At 69.8% G+C, this 24,317-nt stretch carries 20 protein-coding genes and 2 tRNA genes; 15 read left to right on the forward strand and 7 right to left on the reverse strand.

Annotated features, from left to right (window positions below; all coding sequences use genetic code 11):
• Positions 1–127: 127 nt before the first annotated feature.
• Positions 128–1,723 carry a phosphoglycerate dehydrogenase gene (gene serA / locus MB1_RS21835; protein WP_066912672.1) on the forward strand — a complete coding sequence of 532 codons (1,596 nt, stop codon included), beginning with the start codon at positions 128–130 and terminating at the stop codon, positions 1,721–1,723.
• A gap of 76 nt (positions 1,724–1,799) precedes the next feature.
• Complete coding sequence (locus tag MB1_RS21840) at positions 1,800–2,813, forward strand: 3-isopropylmalate dehydrogenase (protein WP_066912736.1); 1,014 nt, start codon at positions 1,800–1,802, stop codon at positions 2,811–2,813.
• 23 nt (positions 2,814–2,836) lie between these two features.
• On the opposite strand, the gene MB1_RS21845 is transcribed toward MB1_RS21840, so the two are convergent.
• Positions 2,837–4,117: an MFS transporter gene (locus tag MB1_RS21845; RefSeq protein ID WP_157084256.1), complete on the reverse strand. Its 1,281-nt coding sequence runs from the start codon at positions 4,115–4,117 to the stop codon at positions 2,837–2,839.
• 92 nt (positions 4,118–4,209) lie between these two features.
• Between MB1_RS21845 and MB1_RS21850 the strand changes: the two genes are divergently transcribed.
• From MB1_RS21850 to MB1_RS21865, 4 genes are all read left to right on the forward strand, one after another.
• Positions 4,210–5,031 carry a fumarylacetoacetate hydrolase family protein gene (locus MB1_RS21850; protein WP_066912674.1) on the forward strand — a complete coding sequence of 274 codons (822 nt, stop codon included), beginning with the start codon at positions 4,210–4,212 and terminating at the stop codon, positions 5,029–5,031.
• Positions 5,028–6,554 (forward strand): glutamate--tRNA ligase, encoded by a 1,527-nt coding sequence (gene gltX / locus MB1_RS21855; protein WP_066912676.1) that lies wholly within the window; start codon positions 5,028–5,030, stop codon positions 6,552–6,554. Before MB1_RS21850 ends, gltX begins: the two co-directional genes overlap by 4 nt.
• A gap of 134 nt (positions 6,555–6,688) precedes the next feature.
• Positions 6,689–6,760: transfer RNA gene (locus tag MB1_RS21860), tRNA-Gln, on the forward strand.
• A gap of 92 nt (positions 6,761–6,852) precedes the next feature.
• A tRNA-Glu gene (locus MB1_RS21865) sits at positions 6,853–6,925 on the forward strand.
• 147 nt (positions 6,926–7,072) lie between these two features.
• Here the strand turns inward: MB1_RS21865 and MB1_RS21870 are convergent.
• Positions 7,073–7,777 carry an IclR family transcriptional regulator gene (locus tag MB1_RS21870; protein ID WP_066912679.1) on the reverse strand — a complete coding sequence of 235 codons (705 nt, stop codon included), beginning with the start codon at positions 7,775–7,777 and terminating at the stop codon, positions 7,073–7,075.
• A gap of 132 nt (positions 7,778–7,909) precedes the next feature.
• Here MB1_RS21870 and leuC point away from each other — a divergent pair, with 132 nt between their 5' ends.
• The 3 genes from leuC to MB1_RS21885 all read left to right on the forward strand — a co-directional run bounded on the left by leuC (position 7,910) and on the right by MB1_RS21885 (position 10,861).
• Complete coding sequence (leuC, locus tag MB1_RS21875; RefSeq protein ID WP_066912681.1) at positions 7,910–9,370, forward strand: 3-isopropylmalate dehydratase large subunit; 1,461 nt, start codon at positions 7,910–7,912, stop codon at positions 9,368–9,370.
• Between the two features lie 62 nt (positions 9,371–9,432).
• The gene (leuD, locus tag MB1_RS21880; RefSeq protein WP_066912684.1) at positions 9,433–10,020 is read left to right on the forward strand and encodes a 3-isopropylmalate dehydratase small subunit; all 588 of its coding nucleotides are present in this window, start codon (positions 9,433–9,435) and stop codon (positions 10,018–10,020) included.
• Positions 10,021–10,186: 166 nt separating this feature from the next.
• A complete protein-coding gene (locus MB1_RS21885; protein WP_066912686.1) occupies positions 10,187–10,861 on the forward strand; it encodes an HU family DNA-binding protein in 675 nt (224 codons plus the stop codon).
• A gap of 73 nt (positions 10,862–10,934) precedes the next feature.
• Here the strand turns inward: MB1_RS21885 and MB1_RS21890 are convergent, their stop codons facing one another.
• The 3 genes from MB1_RS21890 to cofC all read right to left on the reverse strand — a co-directional run bounded on the left by MB1_RS21890 (position 10,935) and on the right by cofC (position 14,960).
• Positions 10,935–11,894, reverse strand: coding sequence for an NUDIX hydrolase (locus tag MB1_RS21890; protein ID WP_066912688.1), 960 nt, complete (start codon positions 11,892–11,894; stop codon positions 10,935–10,937).
• 3 nt (positions 11,895–11,897) lie between these two features.
• On the reverse strand, positions 11,898–14,117 hold the full coding sequence (locus MB1_RS21895) for an RNA degradosome polyphosphate kinase (protein ID WP_066912691.1): 2,220 nt from the start codon (positions 14,115–14,117) through the stop codon (positions 11,898–11,900).
• A 90-nt stretch (positions 14,118–14,207) separates the two neighbouring features.
• The gene (gene cofC, locus MB1_RS21900; RefSeq protein WP_084352411.1) at positions 14,208–14,960 is read right to left on the reverse strand and encodes a 2-phospho-L-lactate guanylyltransferase; all 753 of its coding nucleotides are present in this window, start codon (positions 14,958–14,960) and stop codon (positions 14,208–14,210) included.
• A 118-nt stretch (positions 14,961–15,078) separates the two neighbouring features.
• On the opposite strand from cofC, the gene MB1_RS21905 reads away from it, so the two are divergent.
• Entirely contained in the window at positions 15,079–16,077 is a 999-nt protein-coding gene (locus tag MB1_RS21905) for an NAD(P)H-dependent glycerol-3-phosphate dehydrogenase (RefSeq protein WP_066912740.1), read from the forward strand.
• 66 nt (positions 16,078–16,143) lie between these two features.
• Positions 16,144–17,262, forward strand: a complete 1,119-nt coding sequence (locus tag MB1_RS21910; RefSeq protein ID WP_066912693.1) for a D-alanine--D-alanine ligase family protein — start codon at positions 16,144–16,146, stop codon at positions 17,260–17,262.
• Between the two features lie 48 nt (positions 17,263–17,310).
• Here MB1_RS21910 and MB1_RS21915 read toward each other — a convergent pair whose 3' ends face one another.
• Positions 17,311–17,919 carry a DUF3515 domain-containing protein gene (locus MB1_RS21915; protein WP_066912695.1) on the reverse strand — a complete coding sequence of 203 codons (609 nt, stop codon included), beginning with the start codon at positions 17,917–17,919 and terminating at the stop codon, positions 17,311–17,313.
• Between the two features lie 75 nt (positions 17,920–17,994).
• Between MB1_RS21915 and MB1_RS21920 the strand changes: the two genes are divergently transcribed.
• Both MB1_RS21920 and MB1_RS21925 read left to right on the forward strand, forming a co-directional pair.
• Positions 17,995–19,020: a thiamine-phosphate kinase gene (locus MB1_RS21920; RefSeq protein ID WP_066912697.1), complete on the forward strand. Its 1,026-nt coding sequence runs from the start codon at positions 17,995–17,997 to the stop codon at positions 19,018–19,020.
• A gap of 78 nt (positions 19,021–19,098) precedes the next feature.
• The gene (locus MB1_RS21925) at positions 19,099–19,776 is read left to right on the forward strand and encodes a uracil-DNA glycosylase (protein WP_066912699.1); all 678 of its coding nucleotides are present in this window, start codon (positions 19,099–19,101) and stop codon (positions 19,774–19,776) included.
• Positions 19,777–19,850: 74 nt separating this feature from the next.
• Here the strand turns inward: MB1_RS21925 and rpmB are convergent, their stop codons facing one another.
• Complete coding sequence (rpmB, locus tag MB1_RS21930) at positions 19,851–20,042, reverse strand: 50S ribosomal protein L28 (RefSeq protein ID WP_066912701.1); 192 nt, start codon at positions 20,040–20,042, stop codon at positions 19,851–19,853.
• Between the two features lie 220 nt (positions 20,043–20,262).
• On the opposite strand from rpmB, the gene MB1_RS21935 reads away from it, so the two are divergent.
• Positions 20,263–21,963: a DAK2 domain-containing protein gene (locus MB1_RS21935; RefSeq protein ID WP_066912702.1), complete on the forward strand. Its 1,701-nt coding sequence runs from the start codon at positions 20,263–20,265 to the stop codon at positions 21,961–21,963.
• A gap of 27 nt (positions 21,964–21,990) precedes the next feature.
• Entirely contained in the window at positions 21,991–24,237 is a 2,247-nt protein-coding gene (gene recG, locus MB1_RS21940; protein ID WP_066912703.1) for an ATP-dependent DNA helicase RecG, read from the forward strand.
• Positions 24,238–24,317: the final 80 nt, after the last annotated feature.

Consider the following 24,317-nt stretch of genomic DNA (forward strand, 5'->3'; position numbering starts at 1 on the left):
GTCGTACGGGCCGGCGCCGGTGCGCGTCCTACCCGCTCGGGGGCAGGGGCCGCTCCCGGCCCGGGTAACAACCCAATTAAGCTTTAACACCGTCATATCCCCCGACCCGAACCCGGAGTTGCTTCCCGTGAGCCAGCCAGGCCGCCCCATTGTTCTGATCGCCGACAAGCTTGCCCAGTCCACCGTCGATGCGCTGGGTGAAGGCGTCGAGGTCCGTTGGGTCGACGGAACGGACCGGGAGGCCCTCCTCGACGCCGTGCCGTCCGCCGAGGCGCTGTTGGTGCGCTCGGCCACCACCGTCGACGCCGAGGTCCTCGCCAAGGCCGAAAGCCTCAAGATCGTCGCGCGGGCCGGTGTCGGTCTGGACAACGTCGACGTCCCCGCCGCCACCGAGCGCGGCGTTCTGGTCGTCAACGCGCCGACGTCGAATATCCACACCGCCGCCGAACACGCTCTGGCGCTGCTGCTCTCCGCGGCCCGGCAGATCCCCGCCGCGGACAAGACCCTGCGCGAGCACACCTGGAAGCGCAGCAGCTTCAACGGCGTCGAGATCTTCGGCAAGACGGTCGGCGTCGTCGGGCTCGGCCGCATCGGTCAGCTCTTCGCGCAGCGCATCGCCGCCTTCGAGACCCGTGTCATCGCGTACGACCCCTACGTCTCGGCCGCCCGCGCCGCCCAGCTGGGCATCGAGCTGGTCACCCTCGACGAATTGCTCGAGCGGGCCGACCTGATCTCGATCCACCTGCCGAAGACGCCGGAGACCGTCGGGCTGATCGGCGCCGCGCAGCTCGCGCGCACCAAGCCCGGCCTGGTGATCGTCAACGCCGCCCGCGGTGGCCTGATCGACGAGCAGGCCCTCGCCGATGCGGTGCGCAGCGGCCACGTCCACGGCGCCGGCATCGACGTCTACGCCACCGAGCCCTGCACCGACAGCCCGCTGTTCGAGCTGCCGCAGGTCGTCGTCACCCCGCACCTCGGTGCGTCGACCTCGGAGGCGCAGGACCGCGCCGGTACCGATGTCGCCCGCTCGGTGCTGCTGGCCCTGGCCGGCGAGTTCGTTCCGGACGCGGTCAACGTCTCCGGCGGTGTCGTCGACGAGGAGGTCGCCCCGTGGCTCGAGCTCGTCCGCAAGCAGGGCGTGCTGACCGCCGCGCTCTCGGACCAGCTGCCGGTCTCGCTGGCGCTCGAGGTGCGCGGTGAACTCGCCTCCGAGAACGTCGAGATCCTGCAGCTCTCGGCGCTGCGCGGACTGTTCTCCGCGGTGATCGAGGAGCAGGTGACCTTCGTCAACGCGCCGGCGCTGGCCGCCGAGCGGGGCGTCACCGCTCAGACGACCACCGCGAGCGAGTCGCCCAACCACCGCAGCGTCGTCGACCTGCGCGCGGTCTACGCCGACGGCTCGGTCACCAATGTGACCGGCACCCTCAGCGGCCCGACCCTGGTGCAGAAGATCGTCAACATCAACGGCCGCAACTTCGATATGCGTGCCGAGGGTCGCAATCTGCTGATCAGCTACACCGACACGCCCGGTTCGCTCGGCAAGGTCGCGACCGCACTGGGCGATGCCGGCATCGACATCCAGGCCGCTGCGCTGAGCCAGGACGCCGAGGGCGACGGTGCGACCCTGCTGCTGCGCGTCGACGGCGAGGTGCCGGCCGGCGTGCTCGACCGGATCAACGGTTCGGTGTCGCCGACGCTGCTGCAGCAGGTCGACCTCACCTGATCCGACCGGCACGGCGGATAACGGCGGTACCAACCGATCGGGGAACCCCCCGATCACACGAGAGGACATGGTGACCATGCGGTTGGCGGTAATCGGTGGCGACGGGATCGGACCCGAGGTGGTCGCCGAGGGCCTGAAGGTCCTGCGCGCGGTGGTGCCGGACGTCGAAACGGTCGACTACGACCTCGGCGCGCGGCGCTACAACGCGACCGGTGAACTGCTGCCGGATTCGGTGATCGAGGAGCTTCGCGGATTCGACGCGATCCTGCTCGGCGCGATCGGTGATCCGTCGGTTCCGCCGGGTGTGCTCGAGCGCGGGCTGCTCCTGCGGGCGCGGTTCTCGCTCGACCATCACGTCAATCTGCGTCCGGCCAAGCTCTTTCCGGGCGTGACCGGGCCGCTGGCGATCACCGATCCGATCGACCTGCTGGTGGTGCGCGAGGGTACCGAGGGCCCCTACACCGGCAACGGTGGGGCCATTCGGGTCGGCACCCCGCAGGAGGTCGCGACCGAGACATCGCTCAACACCCGCTTCGGTGTCGAGCGGGTGGTGCGCTACGCCTTCGATCGGGCGCGCGAGCGCAACAACAACCTCACCCTGGTCCACAAGACCAATGTGCTGGTGCACGGTGGGTCGTTGTGGCAGCGGACCGTCGACGAGGTCGCCGCCGAGTACCCCGAGGTCACCGTCGGCTACCAGCACATCGACGCGACGATGATCCACCTGGTCACCGATCCCGGTCGCTTCGACGTCATCGTCACCGACAACCTCTTCGGCGATATCGTCACCGACCTGACCGCGGCGGTCACCGGTGGCATCGGCCTGGCGGCGAGCGGCAATATCGACGCCTCCGGCACCAACCCGAGCATCTTCGAGCCGGTGCACGGCAGCGCCCCGGACATCGCCGGGCAGCAGAAGGCCGACCCGACCGCGGCGATCCTGTCGGCGGCGATGATGCTGCGGCATCTCGGACGCGCCGACGACGCCGGCGCGATCGAGACCGCGGTGGCGAAGGATCTGGCGGGCCGTGACGGATCGCCGACGTCGACCAGCCGTATCGGCGATCGGATTCTGGCTCTGCTGGGCTGATCGGTCGTCCGAGCGCGTTCGGCTCAGGGGGTGGTTCCGGTGGAACCGCCCCCCGAGTCGTTTCCGGGGCCCGCTTCGGTGGCCCGGGCGGCGCCGGTCGCCGTCGTGGGGTCGAGCGCCGGCGCGGCTGCGGGGTCGGGCCGTCGGGCCGGGATAACCGTGCGGGCCGCGGCGGCCAGCGCCGCGCATCCGACGAAGGCGATCGGATAGCCCGCCGCGGTGATCACCCAGCCGAGCACCGGCGGGACCGCCGCCGCGGCGACGAATTGGCCGGTGTTCTGCACTCCGAGCGCCCGCCCACCCCAGAACGGCCCGGCGGTTTCGGCGACCTCCGCGAACGCCGGACCGTTGGGTAGCACCGTCACCACCCCGGCGAGGGCGACGACGAGCACCGTCCAGCCGATCGCGTCGATGAACGGAATCGACAGCAGGACCATCGCGACCGCGATCACCGCGGCGATCGTCCGCATCGGCCGCAGATGGGAGCCGACCCGGTCCGACCACATCCCCACCGCGACGCGGCCGAGCGCGCCGACGATCTGGGTCACCGTGATCACCGCGCCCGCCGTCACCGGGTCGACCCCGTGCGCATCGATCAGCCACACCAACGAGAACGTCCAGACCGCGTACTGGGGAACGACCAGCAGGATCGACGCGGCGTGGATGCGCACCAGATGCCGCGAACCGCGATAGGGGTTGCGCGTCTGTGCCGGTGCCGCCGCATCACGCTGCGGCCGTGGGGGATCGGCGACGATCCACAGGCAGGCCAGCGCGCCGACCGCGCTGACCGCCGCCGGCATCAGCAGCGCCGCGTTGGCGCCGTGCGCGTCGGCGATGCCGGGCATGGTGGCCGCGGCGATCGCGACACCCGCCGGGATCGCCATCTGCCGAATGCCCATCGCCAGGCCGCGGCGGCGCTGGGGGAACCAGCCGACCACCGCACGCCCGGAGGCCGCGTTCGCCGAGGCGGCGGCCGCTCCGGCGATCAACAGCCAGACGCCGAGTTCCACCGATCCGGACGACCGTGAACCGGCCCAGGCGCAGGCCGCGGCGATCGCCGCGCCGATGATCAGCACCCAGCGCTCGCCGAACCGATCGGCCGCCGCTCCCCAGGCGACCAGCGTCAACATGATCCCGACCAGGGGCATCGCCACGACCACACCGGCCTGCGGCAACGTCAGTCCGCCGGCGCCCGTCAACTCCGGAATCAGGAAGGCCGCCCCATTGGACAGGACGGCGACCCCGGCCTGGGCGACGGTGGCCGCGGCCAGGATCAACCACGAACGTACGGGTACTCGATCCACGACAACTCCCACATAGTGAGACAACTATTTCGATATGTGGATAGCGTAGCCGGGCCGGGAAGGCTCTGTACACGCGGATAGACTCTGAAACCATGCGTCTCGGTCGTGTGGCAACCCCTTCCGGCGTTGCCTTCGTAAGTGTTGATGGGGTCGACGAGGAAGGGGCCACCGCCGCGTCGGGTACCCCGGCCGCCGGTGTCCCCGCCGGAGCGACGGTGCGGGAGATCGCCGAACACCCCTTCGGTGATCCGACCTATACCGGTCGGAGTTGGCCGCTGGCCGACGTACGGGTGCTCGCACCGATTCTCGCATCGAAGGTGATCTGCGTCGGCAAGAATTACGCGGCCCACGCCGCGGAGATGGGTGGCGTCGCGCCCGCCGACCCGGTGATCTTCCTCAAGCCGAATACCTCGATCATCGGGCCCGGCGCCCCGATCGTGCGACCCAAGGGGGCCGAACGGGTCGACTACGAAGGCGAATTGGCGGTCGTGATCGGTCGCCCCTGCCGCAATGTGCCCGCCCGATCCGCGGCCGACGTCATCCTCGGCTACACGATCGCGAACGACGTGACCGAGCGCGCCCAGCAGAAGGCCGATGGGCAGTGGACCCGCGGAAAGGGGTACGACACCTTCTGCCCGTTGGGCCCCTGGATCGAAACCGCCCTCGACCCGGGCGATCTGCGCATCAGTACGAGCGTCAACGGCGCGATCCGTCAGGACGGCCGGACGTCCGATCTGCTGCACGACATTCCGTCGATCATCGAGTGGATCTCCGCCGTGATGACCCTGCTGCCGGGCGATGTGATTCTGACCGGAACACCCGAAGGTGTGGGCCCGGTGGTCGCCGGCGACACCGTCTCGGTATCGATCGAAGGGATCGGCACGCTGTCGAATCCCGTGGAGGATGCGAAATGAGTGCCCAGTCCGATTCGGCCGCGCCCGAGTTCGCCGAGACCGACGCGACCGGGACGGACGTACGCGTCCGGTTCTGCCCGTCGCCCACCGGAACTCCGCACGTCGGGATGGTCCGCACCGCGCTGTTCAACTGGGCCTACGCCCGGCACACCGGCGGGACGTTCGTCTTCCGCATCGAGGACACCGATGCGGCACGCGATTCCGAGGAGTCCTATGCCGCCATCCTCGACGCCCTGCGGTGGCTCGGGCTCGACTGGGACGAGGGCCCCGAGGTCGGTGGCCCGCACGCCCCCTATCGGCAGTCGCAGCGCGGCGAGCTCTATCGGGACGTCGTGGCACGCCTGCTCGCCGCCGGTGAGGCCTACGAGTCGTTCTCGACGCCCGACGAGGTCGAGCAGCGGCACCGCGCCGCCGGTCGCGACCCGAAACTGGGCTACGACAACTTCGATCGCGATCTGACCGACGAGCAGCGGCAGGCATTCCGCGATGAGGGCCGCCCGCCCGTCGTCCGGCTGCGGATGCCCGATCACGACCTGATCTGGCACGACCTGGTGCGCGGGGAGCTGACCTCGCGGGCCGGTACCGTCCCGGACTTCGCCCTGACCCGGGCCAACGGAGATCCGCTGTACACCTTGGTCAATCCGGTCGACGACGCCGCGATGCGCATCACCCACGTGCTGCGCGGCGAGGACCTGCTGCCCTCGACCCCCCGGCAGATCGCGCTCTACGAGTCGCTGCGGCGGATCGGATTCACCGACCGCACGCCGCGATTCGGGCATATGCCCTATGTGATGGGGCAGGGCAACAAGAAGCTGTCCAAGCGCGATCCGGAGTCGAATCTGTTTCTGCACCGGGACCGCGGCTTCATCCCCGAGGGCCTGCTCAACTACCTCGCCCTGCTGGGCTGGGCGATCGCGGACGACAACGATCTGTTCAGCCTCCCGGAGATGGTGGCCGCCTTCGACATCGAGCGGGTCAACTCCAACCCGGCGCGCTTCGATCAGAAGAAGGCCGACGCGATCAACGCCGAGCACATCCGGCTGCTCGACACCGCGGACTTCGTCGGCCGGCTCTGGGACTACCAGCGCGCGCACGACCTGGTGCCCGCCGACGCCGATCGGCACGTCTTCGACGCGGTCGCGGCGCTGCTGCAGACGCGGATCGTCGTGCTGGGCGACGCCTGGCCGATGATGTCGTTCCTGTTCGCCTCCCCGGAGACGTTCACCCTCGACCCGACCTCGGCGGCCAAGAACCTCGGCCCGGACGCCGATCCGGTGCTGCGTGCGTCGATCGACGCACTCGCGGCGCTGCCGGAGTGGTCGGACACCGCGATCGAGCAGGCGCTGCACGCGGCCCTGATCGACGGTCTCGAGCTCAAACCGCGCAAGGCCTACGCCCCGGTGCGGGTCGCGGTGACCGGATCGCACGTCAGCCCGCCGCTCTACGAGTCGCTCGAGCTGCTGGGCCGCGAGACCACCCTCGCGCGGCTCTCCGCTGCCCTCTCGGTGCCCTCGCCGTCCTGAAGGTCGGAAAAACAGCGCTCTGACCAGCCGATTTGTAGTTGGGGGAGCGCCCAGTGTTAATCTCTACAACGGTTCGGCGCTTGCGGGTGGCCGTCGGTCGAGAGACCGGAGGACGTCCGGAAATGGCGAATCAATGGGGTATGGTGTAATTGGCAACACAGCTGATTCTGGTTCAGCCATTCTAGGTTCGAGTCCTGGTACCCCAGCGGACGCGCTGTTTGTGTTAGCGCGATCCGGAGGCTAAGCTTCACCACGCTTCGCTTCCACGAACCGCCGAGCAATTGGAGGTTCGAGTCCTGGCCCCGTCGTCTAGCGGCCTAGGACGCCGCCCTCTCAAGGCGGTAGCGCGGGTTCGAATCCCGTCGGGGCTACAACACGAGCGCCCCCGGTCGACAGACCGGGGGCGCTCGTCGTTTCCGGGGAACCGGCTCCCTGCACACGGCGGTCGACAGCGGACCGCCGAGGACAATAGGACCTCGGCGGCACTCCCTCGATCGTCCTGTGACATCCGAGCCGGACTACTCCATCCGGCGGGTGATCTCCGTCGCGGCGTCGAGCAGATCCTCGGCCCACCGCGCCCCCGGCCGCCGCCCGATCCGATCGATCGGTCCCGACACCGAAACCGCCGCCACCACCCGCCCGCCCGCATCGCGCACGGGGGCGGAGACGCTCGCGACACCGGGGGAGCGCTCCCCGATGCTCTGCGCCCAGCCGCGGCGCCGCACCTCCGCCAGGGCCTTCTCACCGAAGATCGCGTCCGGCAGGATCTCCTCCCGCAGCGCGGCGTCGGCCCACGCCAGCAGAACCTTGGCGCCCGACCCGGCGGTCAGCGGCAGCCGCGAATTCTCCGGAACGGTGTCCCGCAGCCCGGATTCCGGCTCGATCGCGCGAATACACACCCGCCGGGTGCCCTCGAGGCGGTAGACCTGAACCGACTCACCGGTGGCCTCGTGCAGCTTCGGCAGCACCAGATCGGCCGCCCGCTCGAGCCGATGGTCGAGGCGCGGCGCCAGCTCGCCGAGGGCGCCACCGGGCCGCCAGCGCCCCTGGTCGTCCCGCTCGAGCAGACGGTGCACCTCGAGGCCCACGGCCAGGCGATGTGCCGTCGCGCGCGGCAGCTCGGTACGCGCGCACAGTTCGGTGAGCCCACACGGCGATTCGGCCGTGGCTCGCAATACCAGCACCGCTTTGTCCAGAACGCCGATGCCGCTATGCTGTCCCATAAGCCGATACTAGCGTACCAATATGTGAGACTGCCCCTCCTGGTTGCGGTATCGGCAGCGCCGGCTTCGGCCGGACCACCGAGACGTCATCCGTGGGCGCGTCACCCACGCGCTGCGAAGGGGAGTGTGAGCATGGCCGAGTTGGAGAGTCGGGCGCTGGATGGTCGGGCGCCGCGCACGTTGGCGGAGAAGGTCTGGGACGAGCACGTCGTCGTGCGGGGGACCGGCGAGGGTGGCTCCCGCGAGCCCGACCTCATCTACATCGACCTGCACCTGGTGCACGAGGTCACCAGTCCGCAGGCCTTCGACGGTCTTCGCCAGGCCGGCCGCCCGGTTCGCCGCCCGGACTTGACGATCGCCACCGAGGATCACAACGTCCCGACGATCGATATCGACCGCCCCATCGCCGATCCGGTCTCGCGTACGCAGGTGGAAACTTTGCGGCGCAATTGTGAGGAATTCGGAATTCGTCTGCATTCGATGGGCGATGCCGAACAGGGCATCGTGCACATCATCGGCCCGCAGCTCGGTCTGACCCAGCCGGGAATGACGGTGGTATGCGGCGACAGTCATACCTCCACCCACGGCGCCTTCGGCGCACTGGCGATGGGCATCGGCACCAGCGAGGTCGAGCACGTCATGGCGACCCAGTGTCTGCCGCTGCGCCCCTTCCGCACCATGGCGATCACGGTCGACGGAGAACTGCAGGAGGGCGTGACGTCCAAGGATCTGATCCTGGCGGTGATCGCACGGATCGGTACCGGGGGCGGGCAGGGTCACGTGCTCGAGTATCGCGGCGAGGCGATCCGCAAGCTGTCGATGGAAGCCCGGATGACGATGTGCAACATGTCGATCGAGGCGGGCGCCCGCGCGGGCATGGTCGCCCCCGACGACGTGACCTTCGAGTACCTGAAGGGCCGCCCCCACGCCCCGCAGGGCGCCGACTGGGACGCCGCGGTCGCACACTGGCGCACGCTGGCAACCGATCCCGATGCGGTCTTCGATACCGAGGTTCATATCGATGCCAACGAATTGACCCCATTCGTCACCTGGGGGACCAATCCGGGCCAGGGTTCCCCGCTGGGCGACGTGGTGCCCGATCCGGCCCTGATGTCCGATCCGGAAGAGAGCGAAGCGGCCGAGAAGGCGCTGCGGTACATGGATCTGGAGCCGGGGATGCCGCTGCGTGACATCACGGTGGACACGGTCTTCGTCGGCTCCTGCACCAACGGTCGTATCGAGGACCTGCGGACGGTCGCCGGCATCCTCGACGGTCGCCGAATCGCCGACGGGGTGCGGATGTTGGTGGTCCCCGGATCGATGCAGGTGCGCCGGCAGGCCGAGGCCGAGGGTCTGGGACGCATCTTCATCGACGCCGGCGCGGAATGGCGTATGGCGGGCTGCTCGATGTGCCTGGGGATGAACCCCGACCAGCTCGACCCCGGTCAGCGCTGCGCGTCGACGTCGAACCGCAATTTCGAGGGGCGACAGGGCAAGGGCGGTCGCACACACCTGGTCTCGCCGGCCGTCGCCGCCGCCACGGCCGTTCGGGGAAGATTGTCCGCTCCGGCCGATCTCGAGGTCCTGGTCTAGCGCAAGCGCTTCGCCACCGGCATCTCGCCACCTCTCCCCACCATTCCCCGAAAGGCTTCATGATGGAAGCGTTCACCACTCACACCGGCATCGGTGTGCCGCTGCGTCGGTCGAATGTCGACACCGACCAGATCATTCCGGCGGTCTACCTCAAGCGGGTGACCCGCACCGGCTTCGAGGACGGGCTCTTCGCCGGCTGGCGTGCCGATCCGGAGTTCATCCTCAATCGTGCGCCCTATGACCGGGGTTCGGTCCTCGTCACGGGTCCGGACTTCGGCACGGGATCGTCCCGCGAGCACGCCGTCTGGGCCTTGATGGACTACGGATTCCGAGTCGTTCTGTCCTCCCGGTTCGGCGATATCTTCCGCGGCAATGCCGGAAAGGCCGGTCTCCTGGCCGCCCTCGCAGCGCAACACGACATCGAATTGCTGTGGAAGATCATCGAGGAACAGCCCGGTCTCGAATTGCGAGTTGATCTCGAGACGAAGACGGTCACAGCGGGAACGACCGTCGTGCGGTTCGAGATTGACGACGCCACGCGGCATCGCCTGATGGCCGGACTCGACGACATCGGACTGACATTGCAGCAGGTAGAGGACATTTCGTTGTTCGAACAGGAGCGTCCCCGATGGAAGCCGGTGACGCTCTAGCGGCATTGGCGAAGGCGGTCGAATTCTCCGAAAGCCGGTATTCGCAGGGCAGTCCGATGTGACGCGTCGCGATTGATTGAGCGAAGCTCGTGGACGACAGCCGTTGTCGGCATTACCGTATGTGGCAGTTGGTCCAGAGCGGGCCATCGCTACGCGGAGGAAATCAATGAACAAAGCAGAGCTGATCGATGCTCTCACCGAGAAGACGGGAGCCGATCGGAAGACGGCGACCGACGCCGTCGAGAACATCGTCGACATCATCGTGCGGGCCGTGCACCGGGGTGAGTCGGTAACCATCACCGGCTTTGGCGTGTTCGAGCAGCGCCGCCGGGCGGCGCGGGTGGCCCGCAACCCGCGCACCGGCGAGACGGTCAAGGTGAAGCCGACCTCCGTTCCGGCCTTCCGCCCCGGCGCTCAGTTCAAGCAGATCATCGCCGGCGGACTCCGCATTCCGGCGAGCGGTCCGGCGGTCAAGCGTGGTTCGGGCGCGACCCCGACCCGCCGGGGTGCGGCCGCTGCCGCCAAGAAGACGGCGGCGAAGAAGACCGTGGCGAAGAAGACCGCTCCCGCGAAGACCACGCGGACCACCGCGGCGGCGAAGAAGACCGCTCCGGCCAAGACCACTCGCGCGACCGCCACCAAGGCCGCGACGACCACGCGGGCCACGGCGGCCAAGAAGGTGCCGGCCAAGACGACGACGGCAGCCAAGACCACCGCCGCCAAGAAGGTGCCCGCGAAGACCACCGCCGTCAAGGCGACCGCAGCCAAGACCACCGCCGCGAAGAAGACCGTGGCGGCAAAGAAGGCTCCGGCCAAGAAGACCACGCGCGCGAAGCGCTGACGGCCGATCGGGCCGTTTCCGCATCACCGCGTCACGGACCTCGCGCATATCGCGCGAGGTCCGTCGGCGTTTGTCAGGTCGGCAGCGGTGAGTCGTAGTAGTCCGCCGCGACCAACCGCGGATGATCGACCGCGGGGTCGAGGCGGGTCGAGAGCACCCAGAGGCTGCCCTTGCGGGAGCGGGTCCGTGGCAAGGAGAGCCCGTCGCGGTCGGCCCAATCGGCCAGGACGAACGGAATGACCTTGCCCTGACTGCACACCACCGGCACGGTCTCCCGTGCCGCGATCCGGGTCAACCGGGTGAACGCGCGTTCCGGATCGGCGCTGTAGGCCTCCTCGGTCAGCGACGTCTCGATGGTGATCGTCACGCCGAGCTTGTCCGCATAGGGGCGGACCGTATCGACGCAGCGGACCCGATCCGCCGAATGCACAGTGCGGCCGCCGAAGACATCGAGCAGGGGAACCAGGGTCCGGCTCTGCCGAATTCCGACCGAGTCGAGGGGGCGCAGAGGGTCCGGACGGTCCCAACGAGCCTTCGCTCCGGCACGGGCGTGGCGGACCACCAGGAGGGTGTCGAGCCGCCCGGGCACGGACACGAAGCGGCTCAACACCTCCCGGTCGGTCTCATAACTCAGCTTCGCCGCCGCCTCCTCGACGTCGACCCATTCCATGCGGTCGACCTCGTCGTTGGCCCGGAACTCCCCGGACTGCCGCTCGGCGGCCCAGTAGTGGACCTCCTTCGGGACCAGACGCTTCTTGCGACGCTTGCCGCCGACCGGGACCTGATACGACACCGTTCCGAGCGAGCGTCCGAGGCGCGGCGTGATTCCGGTCTCCTCCACCGTCTCTCGGAAGGCGGCGACCGCCGGCACCTCGCTCGGCTCGAGCTTGCCCTTGGGCAGGGATATGTCGCCGCGATGCGGACGATGGATCACCGCGATCAGCGGGTTGGTGGAATCGTCGGCATAGCGGTACAACACCGTTCCGGCGGCGCAGATCGGTTCGGGCTCCGTTGCCTTCTTGTCGCGTGCCATCGTTCAGCGCCGCTGCGCCATCAGTTCGACCTGGTGATCGCGGACCGTCTCACCGCCGGCGGGGGAAGCCACCCACGCACCGTCCTCGTGCAGCACCCAGCAGCGGGTGGTCGGATCGAGAGCCGAGTCGAAGATCCCGGCCAACTGATCGGCCAGGTGCGGATCCGCGACGCGGGCCATCACCTCGACGCGCCGGTCGAGGTTGCGGTGCATCATGTCCGCGCTGCCGATCCAGTATTCGTCCTGCGCACCGAAGTGCAGCAGGCGGGAGTGCTCGAGGAATCGTCCGAGAATGGAGCGCACCTCGATGTTTTCGCTCAATCCGGGCAAGCCGGGGCGAATGGCGCAGATGCCGCGCACCACGATCTGCACCGGCACGCCGGCCTGGGAGGCTCGGTAGAGCGCGTCGATCACCTGTTCGTCGACCACCGCGTTGGCCTTGAGACGAATTCGAGCATCGGGATTGCCCTCCCGATGCGCGGCGATCTCGCCGTCGATCCGCTCGACGATGCCGGCCCGCACCCCGGTCGGTGCGACCAGCAGATTGCGGTATTCGGTCTTGCGGGAATAGCCGGTGAGCGAATTGAACAGATCCGTCAGGTCGGCGCCGATATCCGGGGAGGCGGTCAGCAGACCGATGTCCTCGTAGAGGCGGGCGGTCTTCGGGTTGTAGTTGCCGGTTCCGATATGGCAGTACCGGCGAATCGTCGATCCCTCGCGCCGCACCACCAGGCAGGTCTTGCAGTGGGTCTTCAGACCGATCAGGCCGTAAACGACGTGGACTCCGGCCTGTTCGAGCTTGCGCGCCCAGGCGATGTTGTTGTGCTCGTCGAACCGCGCCTTGATCTCGACCAGGGCGACGACCTGCTTGCCGGCCTCGGCCGCCTCGATCAACGCGTTGACGATCGGGGAGTCGCCCGAGGTGCGATAGAGCGTCTGCTTGATCGCCAGCACACGCGGATCGGCGGCCGCCTGCTCGATGAAGCGCTGCACGCTCGTGGAGAACGAATCGTAGGGATGCTGGACCAGGATGTCGCTCTCGCGCAGCATTCCGAACACACTCTTCGGAGTCTCGCGCTCACCGAACGCCGGGTGGGTCGCCGGCACGAAGGGGGCGTCCTTGAGCGCGGGGCGGTCCACCCCGTACACCTGGAAGAGGCAGGACAGGTCGAGCAGTCCCGGAACCTGAACGACGTCAGCGGGATCCACGTCGAGCTCGCGCAGCAGCAGTTCGAGCATGTGATCGGTCATGTCGTCGGCGACCTCGAGGCGCACCGGCGATCCGAACCGGCGGCGCGCCAGTTCGCGTTCGAGGGCCTGCAGCAGGTCCTCGTCGCGGTCCTCCTCGACCTCGAAATCGGCGTTGCGCGTGATGCGGAAGGCGTGGTGCTCGACGACGGGCAGACCCGGGAAGAGCGCGTCGAGGTGCGCGGCGATCAGATCCTCCATCGGCAGGAAGGCGTAGCTGCCGGCGGTATCCGGGTCCTCCGAGCGATGGATACGGACGAAGCGGTCGACATTGTCCGGCACCTTGACGCGGGCGAAATGCTCGCCGCCGCGGGCCGAATCGAGCACGGTCACCGCCAGGTTGAGGCTCAGACCGCTGATATAGGGGAACGGATGTGCCGGATCGACCGCCAGGGGGGTCAGGACCGGGAAGACCTGCTCGTGGAAGTAGGTGGTCATCGCCGAACGCTCATCCGCGTCGAGTTCGTCCCATTTGATGACGGAGATGCCATTGTCCGCCAATTCCGGGACGACGAGGTCGAGGAATACCCGCGCATGGCGAATCGCGATCTCGCGGCTGCGGCGGGCGATGATCGCCAGCTGCTCGCGGGGGGACAGACCATCGGCGGACCGCACCGACAGTCCGGTCTCGTCGCGGCGCTTGAGGCCGGCGACGCGGACCATGAAGAACTCGTCGAGGTTCGAGGCGAAGATCGCCAGGAATTTCGTGCGCTCCAGCAGCGGCAGCGAGGCATCCTCGGCGAGCGCCAGGACGCGGGAATTGAAGTCGAGCCAGCTCAGTTCGCGATTGAGATACCGATCCGGGGGGAGTGGGCTGCTCTCGGGATCGGGCGCGGTCGCCGCAGGTGGTGCGGTGGGAGCGGGGCCGGAAGCGGCGATCGGCTCGGAATCACCGCCGGCGGGCGGAGCGTCGTCCGCCTCGCGTTCGACGGTGGCGGCACGGGATGCACGGGAGGTCGCCTTGTTCTCGGTCACGGATCGATCATCCCCTACCGTGGGCGTTCGATCATCCGCCCGTGCGAAGAAATGCCGGGGTCGGTGAAAAAAGCGTCCCGCCGCCCGGAATCACGCTCCCCGCCGGCGCGGCCGATCGAGCCGGCCGATGCCGGCGAGCCGGTCGATCTCCCGCCGAGTGCGTTGTCCCACACCGATATCGATCACCCGGCGCAGATCGTCGAGGGTGTCGACGTCGGTGCGCAGGCCCGGCCAGGCCGCGCCGCCCAGGGCGGACGCGCCGGAGGCCAGATGTCGGCGCGCGGAGTTCGGCCCGAACATCGGGTCGAGCGCGACTCCCCGGCCGCGTGCGATCAGCGCGGTCGTCCCGATTCCGGTGTGGTCGACGACAACCGAACGGCCGCAGGGCGCGGCCCCGATCGCCGCATCCAGTTCGGCCGGCCGGACCGCCGGTAGGTCGGCTTGCAGGGCGATCACCACCGACGCCCCGGTCCCCGACGACTCAGCGGCCCGCCGGTAGGCGGCGTTGAGCGACGCCTCGGCGGTGGTGTCCTCGTCGGCGTCCGCGGGTTCGGCGATCACCAGCGCCCCGGCCCGCACGGCGACCGCCGTCACCCGGGGGTCCGGAGTGACCACCACGATGCGGCCGATCCGCCGCGTGGCGCGCACGGCCGTGATCGTGTCGGTGAACATCGCCAGCACCAGTCGTTCGCGGTCATCGGCGTCGAGATCCCCCGCGAGGCGGCTCTTGGCCCGCGCAAGATCCTTCACCGCCAAAACGGCGCAGGACGCCGCGACGGCGGAGGGCCCGAAGGCGGCGTCGAACCCGCGACACTCGTCGTCGGCGAGCGGATGCGTTCCCACCGCGCCGATTATCCGCGATCTTGCCGATCGGGCGGCGGCCGACCGGTTCCGGCCTGCGACGGCGGGGATTCGCGTTAGTGTCCAGGGGGTCGGACGGACGTGCGGAGGAATGATGGGCGTGGCGAAAGCTGCGGTGATGGGTGCCGGGTCCTGGGGGACCACCTTCGCGAAGGTTCTCGCCGATGCGGGCACCGACGTGACGATGTGGGCTCGGCGGCCGGAGGTCGCCGAAGCGATCAGCACCGAGAAGACCAATCCGGCGTACCTGCCGGATATCGCGCTGCCCCCCGGGATTCGGGCCACGGTCGACCCGGCGGAGGCCCTGTCGGGTGCCAACGTCGTGGTGCTCGCGGTGCCGTCGCAGACCCTGCGCGCCAATCTGACCGACTGGCGCGCGGAGATCCCGCGCGACGCGACATTGCTGAGCCTGGCCAAGGGCGTCGAGACCGGGACGCTGCTGCGGATGAGTCAGGTCGTCATCGACGTCACCGATATCGACCCCCACCGGGTCGGCTGCCTCTCGGGCCCGAACCTGGCGATGGAGATCGCGACCGAGCAGCCGACCGCCACCGTGATCGCCTGTCCGGACTCCGGACGCGCGGTCGCGCTGCAGAAGGCCTGCGCCACCCGATACTTCCGGCCCTATACCAACGCCGACGTCATCGGCTGCGAGGTCGGCGGGGCCTGCAAGAACATCATCGCCCTCGCCTGTGGTGTCGCCTCCGGACTCGGCTACGGCATCAATACCGTGTCGAGCATCATGACGCGCGGTCTCGCCGAGACGATTCGACTCGGCGTCGCCCTCGGTGCCCAGCCGGCGACCCTCGCCGGGCTCGCCGGTGTCGGCGACCTGATCGCCACCTGCTCGTCGCCGCTGTCGCGCAACCGCACCTTCGGCGCCCGACTGGCGGCCGGCGACACCCTCGAGCAGGCGCAGGAGGCGACCCACGGGCAGGTCGCCGAGGGCGTGAAGTCCTGTACCTCGGTGCGGTCGCTGGCCGAGGCCTACGACGTCGAGATGCCGATCACCGACGCGGTGCACCGGGTCTGCCACGAGGGGTTGTCGATCGACGAGGCGATCGACAGTCTCCTGGGACGGCGGCACAAGCCCGAGTAGGCCGCCCGGCGTCGAATCGGGTGCCGACGGGAACGGACGTCGAACTGCCGGTACGGTCTGTAGCTTGTGAACGACAGCAGAACGCGGGTGGTGGTGCTGTTCGGCGGCCGCAGCAGCGAGCACACGATCTCGTGTGTATCGGCGGCGAGCGTCCTGGCCCATCTCGATCCGCAGCGGTACGAGGTGATCCCGATCGGGATCACCCCCGACGGATCGTGGGTCAGCGGGCCCAAGGATCTCGCCGACCTCGAGATCGTCGACCGTCGGTTGCCGACGGTCGCCGCCTCGGACCGCACGGTGGCGCTGTCGACCGATCCGTCCCGCCTCGGCGAGATCATCGAACTGTCCGCCGTCGGGCCGGCCGGTGACGGCTACGTCCCCGAGCTGATCGGCAGCGCCGACGTCGTCTTCCCGGTCCTGCACGGCGCCTACGGCGAGGACGGCACCATCCAGGGGCTGCTCGAGATCGCTTCGCTGCCGTACGTCGGCTCCGGGGTCTTCGCCGGTGCGGCCGCGATGGACAAGGAGTTCACCAAGAAACTGCTCGCCGCCGCCGGGTTGCCGGTCGGCCGGCAGGTGGTGCTGCGCCGCGGGACCCCGACGCTGTCGGCCGCGGACCGCGAATCGTTGGGTCTGCCGGTCTTCGTCAAGCCCGCGCGCGGCGGCTCGTCGATCGGCATCTCGCGGGTCGACCGCTGGGAGGACCTCGACGCCGCCGTCGCCGAGGCGCGTCGCCACGACCCGAAGGTGATCGTCGAAGCGGGTATCGACGGACGCGAGGTCGAATGCGGCGTCCTCGAGAGCGCGGACGGATCGGTGCGGGCGAGCGTGCTCGCCGAGATCCGGCTGCAGTCCGGCAGCGGCTCGGAGTTCTACGACTTCGACAGCAAGTACCTCGACGACGTCTGCGAGTTCGACATCCCCGCCCGGTTGGACAGCTCGGTCTCGGATGCGGTGCGCGAGATGGCGATCGAGGCCTTCCGCGCGTTGGACTGCCAGGGTTTGGCGCGGGTCGACTTCTTCGTCACCGCCGACGGCCCGGTGATCAACGAGGTCAACACGATGCCCGGCTTCACCCCGTCGTCGATGTATCCGCGCATGTGGCAGGAGACCGGTGTGGACTACGCGACGCTGCTGACCACCCTGATCGATACGGCGATCGCCCGCGGCGTCGGCCTGCGGTAGCTCGCCCGCGCCCGCTCGGAGCCGGCCGGGCGCCGGCCGCGGCCCCGGTCAGCCGATCGGCGCCGGATCGATCGGCTGGGCCGGCAGCGTGGCGGTGATCGTGTCCGAGATCAGCTGAATCGGCTCCGGACCGGTCCCGGTGGGCAACGTCAGAGCGACGTAGACCTCCCGGTCGACCGCGAACCACGTCGACGCTTCGAAACCCTGCTCGGCGCCGGAGATCTGGAACCACTCCACGTCGTCCACCAGCTGAAGCGGTGCGGCGACGGTGAATTCGGACGGCCGATCGAGGCCGCAGCGCAGCACGATCTCCGTCGGGGCGGTCGGCGACTGCGAGGCGAAGCGCCACGCCGCGGCGGCGACCGGAGCGGGATCGGCGAGCGGGGCGCGCGGCGACTCGCTGCCGAGACTGTCCGGCACGGCGTCGAGCAGCCGGGTACACGCATCGGAGTCGGCCAGCGGCGCCTGCACGTAGCCCAGCGCGACCGGGGAGTCGTCGGGGGTTCGAACGAGCACACCGGCGATCGCCACCACCGCCACCACCAGCAGCACCGGCAGGGCCAGCACCAGGATCCGCAGCCGCGGACCGATCGTTGCCTCGGCCGACCCGGATGGGGACGGCCCGGGCTCGGAGGTCACGGTGGGTTCGCTGCTCACGTTCGACTTGTGCCTTTCCTCGGTGCCGGTGCCTTCCGTCGGTGCCGGCGATCACGACCGGTAGATTCTCCCATCATGCTCGAAGGCGATTGCGCCGACCCGGCCGCCGACCCCGGCGCCGCATCGGTCTCCGAACTCGGAGAATTCGGTCTGATCGATCGGCTCGTGCGCGGCCGCCGGATGCCCCCGGCGTCGGTGCCGGTCGGGCCGGGCGACGACGGCGCGGTCCTGGCGGTACCCGACGGGCGGGTGGTGGTCAGCACCGACATGTTGATGCAGGACAAGCATTTCCGGCTCGACTGGTCGACGCCCTACGACATCGGCGTCAAAGCGATCGCGCAGAACGGTGCCGACATCGCCGCGATGGGCGGGCGCTGCGTCGGATTTGTCGTCGCGCTGGGCCTGCCGCCCGATACCGCGGTGTCGATGGTCGAGCGACTCTACGACGGGCTCTGGGCCGAGGCCGATCGAGCCGGCGGGGCCATCGTGGGTGGGGACGTCGTCGCCGCGCCGACCGTGGTGATCTCGGTGACCGTGCTCGGCTCGCTGGAGGGGCGCTCGCCGATCCGCCGTTCGGGTGCGCGGCCGGGTGACGTCGTGGCGATCAACGGCGAAACGGGATGGTCGGCTGCGGGACTCACCCTCCTGGAACGCGGCCTGCCGACGCTGCCGGGGGACGGCCCGGGTCTCGCGGTCGATCGACATCGGCAACCCCGCCCGGACTACGACTCGGCGGTCGCGGCGGCGCTCGGCGGGGCGACCGCGATGATCGACACCTCCGACGGACTGCTCGCCGACCTCGGACATATCGCCGAGGAGTCCGGCGTGCACATCGATCTGGCCGCCGATCGGCTGCGTGCCCCCGCACAATTGGCCGCGGTGGCGCAGAATCTGGGGGTCGATCCGACGTCCTGGGTGGTCGGCGGGGGAGAGGACCACGCCCTGGTGGCCACCTTCCCCACCGCCGACGCGGTACCCGCGTCCTGGCGGCGGATCGGCCGGGTCGTGGCGGCCGGCGACCCCGCCGCGGTCACCATCGACGGCAAGCGGTCCACCGATGACGCCGGCTGGACGTCGTTTCCGGGCACCGATCGAACGTAGGACCCCACCGGCCGCCGAGCGGGTGGAACGACAGACCAGGACGTCGGACGGGACCGGCGCCGGGAAAGGACGGATCGTATGCCCGCAGCGTTGGAGGATCTGGTCGACAAAGGGTGGGCCGAGGCGCTCGAACCCGTGCGCGACGACGTCGGCCGGATGGGGGAATTCCTGCGGGCGGAGATCTCCGCCGGGCGCGGATACCTGCCGGCCGGACAGAATGTCCTGCGCGCCTTCACCGGGTCGTTCGACGACGTGCGGGTGCTGATCGTCGGCCAGGACCCCTATCCGACGCCCGGCCATGCGGTCGGCCTGAGCTTCTCGGTGGCACCGCAGGTGCGGCCGTTGCCGCGCAGCCTGGTGAACATCTTCACCGAGTATTCGAGCGATCTGGGCTTCCCGCCGCCGGCCAATGGGGATCTGTCCCCTTGGGCCGAGCGCGGGGTGCTGCTGCTCAATAGGGTGCTCACCGTCGGCCCGGGCCAGCCGGCGTCTCACCGCGGCAAGGGCTGGGAGGCGGTCACCGAGCAGGCGATCGACGCGCTGGTCGCCCGGCCGGGGCGGCGTTTCGTCGCCATCCTGTGGGGGCGGGATGCGGCGTCGCTGCGCCCGCGATTGGGGGATATCCCGACGATCACGTCGGCGCACCCGTCGCCGCTGTCGGCCTCGCGGGGCTTCTTCGGATCCCGACCGTTCAGTCGGGCCAATCAGATGCTGGAGAGCGTCGGGGAGGCGCCGATCGATTGGCGCCTGCCCTGAGCGGCCCGAACGGGGCCGAGAAATACGTCGGTGACTGCCGCGGTGCGGCAGTCACCGAAGGTGAACGGCGGCAATCAGCCGCGGACGACCTTGCCGGCCTTCAGGCAGGACGTGCACACGTTGATACGACGCGTATTCCCGGGCGCCACCTGGGCGCGTACGGACTGGATGTTCGGGTTCCAGCGCCGGTTGGTACGACGGTGCGAGTGCGACACCGACTTACCGAAGCCGGGCCCCTTGGCGCAGATGTCGCAGACGGCAGCCATAGTCGCACTACTCCTTGGTCGATCGTTTCCGGTTGGGTATTCGGGTATGGCTCGCCGGTACGAGACAACTTCGCCAGGATACAGATGTAATGCCGTCAGGTGCAAAACGCCTGATGGATTGCTCATTTGCGGGCGCTCGGGCGACAATTTCGCGCGGGCGGCGGCAACGCCGGGCAGGCCTCGTGGGCGGGCTGACGACAAGCATACGGGGGAGCGGCGGGTGGAACCGAATCGGGCGGTCGACAGCCCCGGCGACGGTCGGATCGTCGGCGGTCGCGATGCCCGCCTGTGGTGGGAATTCGCCGACCGCATCGTTCGGGATCACCGGGATCTGCTGGACGCGACCAATGTCTTCCCCGTCGCCGACGGGGACACCGGCACCAACCTGACCCACACCCTCGGCGCGATCGCCGCCGCGGTCGCCGGAACGGAGGGCGCCGACGCCGCAGCGGTGCTGCGCGCCGCGGCGCGGGCCTCGGCTCTCGGGGCCCGCGGCAACTCCGGCATCCTGATCTCGCTGTTCCTGGCCGGTATGGCGGCGAACGATGCGGCGGCGAACGATGCGGCGGCGGGCATCGAACTGGCGGCCGGACTGCGCGCCGCGGCGGCGCGCATGCGGTCCGGGCTCGCCCAGCCCGCCGAGGGCACCATCCTCAGCGTCGCCGAGGCGGCGGCCGACGGAGCTGCCGACCGGGTGACCGGGGCGCTCGCGGCCGCGCGCGCGGCCCTGATCGACGGGCCGCAGCGGCTGCCGGTGCTCGCCGGCGCCGGGGTGGTCGACGCCGGCGGGCTCGCCCTGGTGCTGATCCTCGAGGCATTGGCCGCGGCGCTCGCCGACAGCCCGGACGGACTGTGCGACGGTGCGGCCGACTGCCCGCACGCCGCCCTGGCCCGACATACCCCGCAGGGCGCTCCCGATCGTCGGCCGGTCGCGCCCTGCGATTCGGTCCCTGCGGTCGCCGCCGTACCGCGCTTCGAGGTGATGTACCGGGTGACCGCGACAGCTGCGGCGGTCGAGACCCTGTTCGGTGATCTCGACCGATTGGGCGACTCGGTCGCGATGGTGGCCCTCGACGCCGATGCGCACGTCGCCCACGTCCACACCGACGTTCCCGGTGCGGCCGTCGAGGCCGGGATACGGGCCGGCGGCCTGGCGGACATTCGCATCGAGGTCCTGCCGCCCGAACCATCCCAACACCCCGAGTCGACCGAAACGCCCGAACCGGCAGCGCCCTCCGCGTCACCCGACCGTCCCGACTCCGCCGGCTCGTCGGTGGTGCTGGCCTTCGTCGTCGGCGCGGGCTGCGCGCGGCTGTTCGCCTCCGCCGGCGCCCTGGCCTACCGCCTCGATCGCCGGGACGGGCTGCGCGAGGTGGCGGCCCTGCTCGACGAGCGGCCCGCCGACCGGGTGCTGGTGTTGCCCAACGGACTACTGGGCAACGACCGGGTCGCCCGGGTGGCGCACCTGATCCGCGAACGCGGCGCCGCGGTCGATCTGCTCTGGTCGGCCAGCACCGTGCAGGGGCTGGCCGCGCTGTCGGTGCACGACCCGCAGCGATCGCCCGCGGAGGACCTGTACGCGCTGTCGGCGGCCGTCGCCGGCACCCGATGGGGGACGATCACCCGCTCGCGCACCCGGGTGTTGACCGGAATCGGGTTGGCCGAGGCAGGCCGGGTCCTCGCTCGGCTCGGCGTCGAGGTGGTCGCCATCGGCAGCGATCCGGTGCTGGTGACCTGTCGATTGCTCGACCGTTTCCTCGACACCGGCGGCGAGGTGGTGACGGTACTGTCGGGCCTGGCGGCGCCGCCCGGCCTCGAGTCGGGGCTGCGCCGGCACCTCGAGGCCGTCCATCCCGGCGTGGAAGTGACCGTGCTCGACGGTGGGATGCCCGACGACATGGTCGCGGTGGGAGTCGAATAGCCGCCCCGCGGAAGGAGGAACGTCGGCATGGTGACGATGTCGGCCCCGCTGGCGCCGATCCTCGGTGACCGCGTCGCCGAGCCGCTCGAGCAGGAGTTCGGGCTGCGCACGGCGGAGGACCTGGTGCGGTACTACCCGACCCGGTACGTCAGCCGCGGCCAGGAACTCGTCGAGGACAACCCCGAGGACGGTCAGCACGTCACCGTCGTGGGGCGCATCGTCGAGGCGAAACTGCGGCAATCCCAGCGCAAGGGCCTGTGGCTGCTCAACGTCGAACTATCCTGCTCCGGGCGATCGGTGAAGGCGACCTTCTTCAACGGTCGCCGCTCGAGCCACTATCTGAAGGTCGGCCGACGGGTGATGTTCTCCGGCAACGTCAAGTACTTCAAATCGACCTGGTCGCTGGCCCATCCCGCCTACGTGGTGCTCGCCGATTCCGACGACGACCGGGTGTCGCCGGCCGAATCGGACGGCCGGGTGAAGGCCGGCGGCGCCTATGCCGGGCTCGCCCGCGGATCCGCCGAGGGCGGTTTCGACCCGGCCCTGTTCGACCTGCCGCTGGTGCCGATGTACCCGGCCTCCAAGGCGGTGGAGACCTGGACCTTCCTCGCCTGCGTCCGACAGGTCCTCGACGTCCTCGACATCACCGACCCGCTGCCCGCGCAGATCCGCGAGGAGCGCGGAATCATCGGTCTGTCGGAGGCCCTGCACGGAATTCACTTCCCGGAGAACGAACCCCGGATGGAGGCCGCCCGCGATCGGCTGCGTTTCGACGAGGCGGTCGCGCTGCAACTGGTGCTCGCCCAGCGTCGTGCGCGGCGGCGCGCCTCGGCCTCGCGTCCAGCGGCGCCGCGGGCGGACGGGATCGCCGCGGCGTTCGACGCCCGGCTGCCCTTCGAATTGACCGACGGTCAGCGGACGGTCGCCGCGGAGATCGCCGACGACCTGTCCCGCGATCACCCGATGAGCCGAATGCTGCAGGGCGAGGTCGGATCCGGCAAGACGATCGTCGCGATGCGCGCGATGCTGCAGGTGGTCGACGCCGGCATGCAGTGCGCGCTGCTCGCGCCGACCGAAGTGCTTGCCGCCCAACATTTCCGGTCGGTCACCGGTATGCTCGGGCCGCTGGGGACCGGCGGCGAACTCGGCAGTGATCCGCTCGCGACCAAGGTGGTGCTGCTGACCGGTTCGATGTCGACCGCCGCGAAACGAGCCGCGCTGCTCGATGTGGTCAGCGGCGAGGCGGGCATCGTCATCGGCACCCACGCCCTGATCCAGGACACCGTCGAATTCTTCGACCTCGGACTGGTGGTGATCGACGAGCAGCACCGCTTCGGCGTCGAACAGCGGGATGCCCTGCGCGCCAAGGCGCGCGACGGGGCGTCTCCCCACCTGCTGGTGATGACCGCGACCCCGATCCCGCGGACGATCGCGATGACCACCCTCGGCGACCTGGAAACCTCGACACTGCGCGAACTTCCGCGCGGAAGGTCCCCGATCTCGACCACGGTCGTGGCGACCCGGGTCCACGCGAGTTGGGTCGATCGTGCCTGGGTGCGGATCCGGGAGGAGGTCGCCGCCGGCCGCCAGGCCTATGTCGTCTGCTCCCGCATCGGCGACGATCTCGACGCCCCGCCGCGCGGCGACGACTCGCGCGCCCCGACGACTGCCGCGGCGGTCGACGTGCACGAGCAGCTGTCCGCCGGCCCGCTGGCGGGTCTGCGGGTCGGGCTGCTGCACGGACGGCTGCCCGCGGACGAGAAGGATCAGGTCATGCGGGAGTTCACCGCGGGGCAGATCGACGTCCTGGTCTCGACGACGGTGATCGAGGTCGGCGTCGACGTCCCGAACGCGACGACGATGGTCATCCTCGATGCCGACCGCTTCGGCGTCAGCCAGCTCCACCAGCTGCGCGGTCGCGTCGGCCGAGGTGCGCACGCCGGCCTGTGCCTGCTGGTGACCGACGCCGCGCCCGACGGGGCGGCGCACGAGAGGTTGACCGCGGTCGCCGCCACCACCGACGGGTTCGAACTGGCCCTGCTCGACCTGCGCACCCGCCGGGAGGGCGATGTGCTCGGCGCCGCCCAGTCCGGCACGAAGTCGACCCTGCGGCTGTTGTCGTTGCTCGACGACGCACCGATCGTCGAGGCCGCGCACGACTACGCCTCGACGGTGATCGGCGAGGATCCGGAACTCGAACGCCATCCCGGCCTCGCGGGCATGGCCGCCGCGGCGGTCGACGATCGGCGAGCGGATTACCTGACCAAATCGTGAGGCCCCCACGGTTCGTCGTCGGGTGTGTGGATTCTGCGAATCCGGGTGACGGGTGATCGCCGCGAATTCCGGGCGACGCA

Origin of the sequence: Millisia brevis NBRC 105863 (genome assembly GCF_001552615.1) — a bacterium.
GTDB lineage: Bacteria > Actinomycetota > Actinomycetes > Mycobacteriales > Mycobacteriaceae > Millisia > Millisia brevis.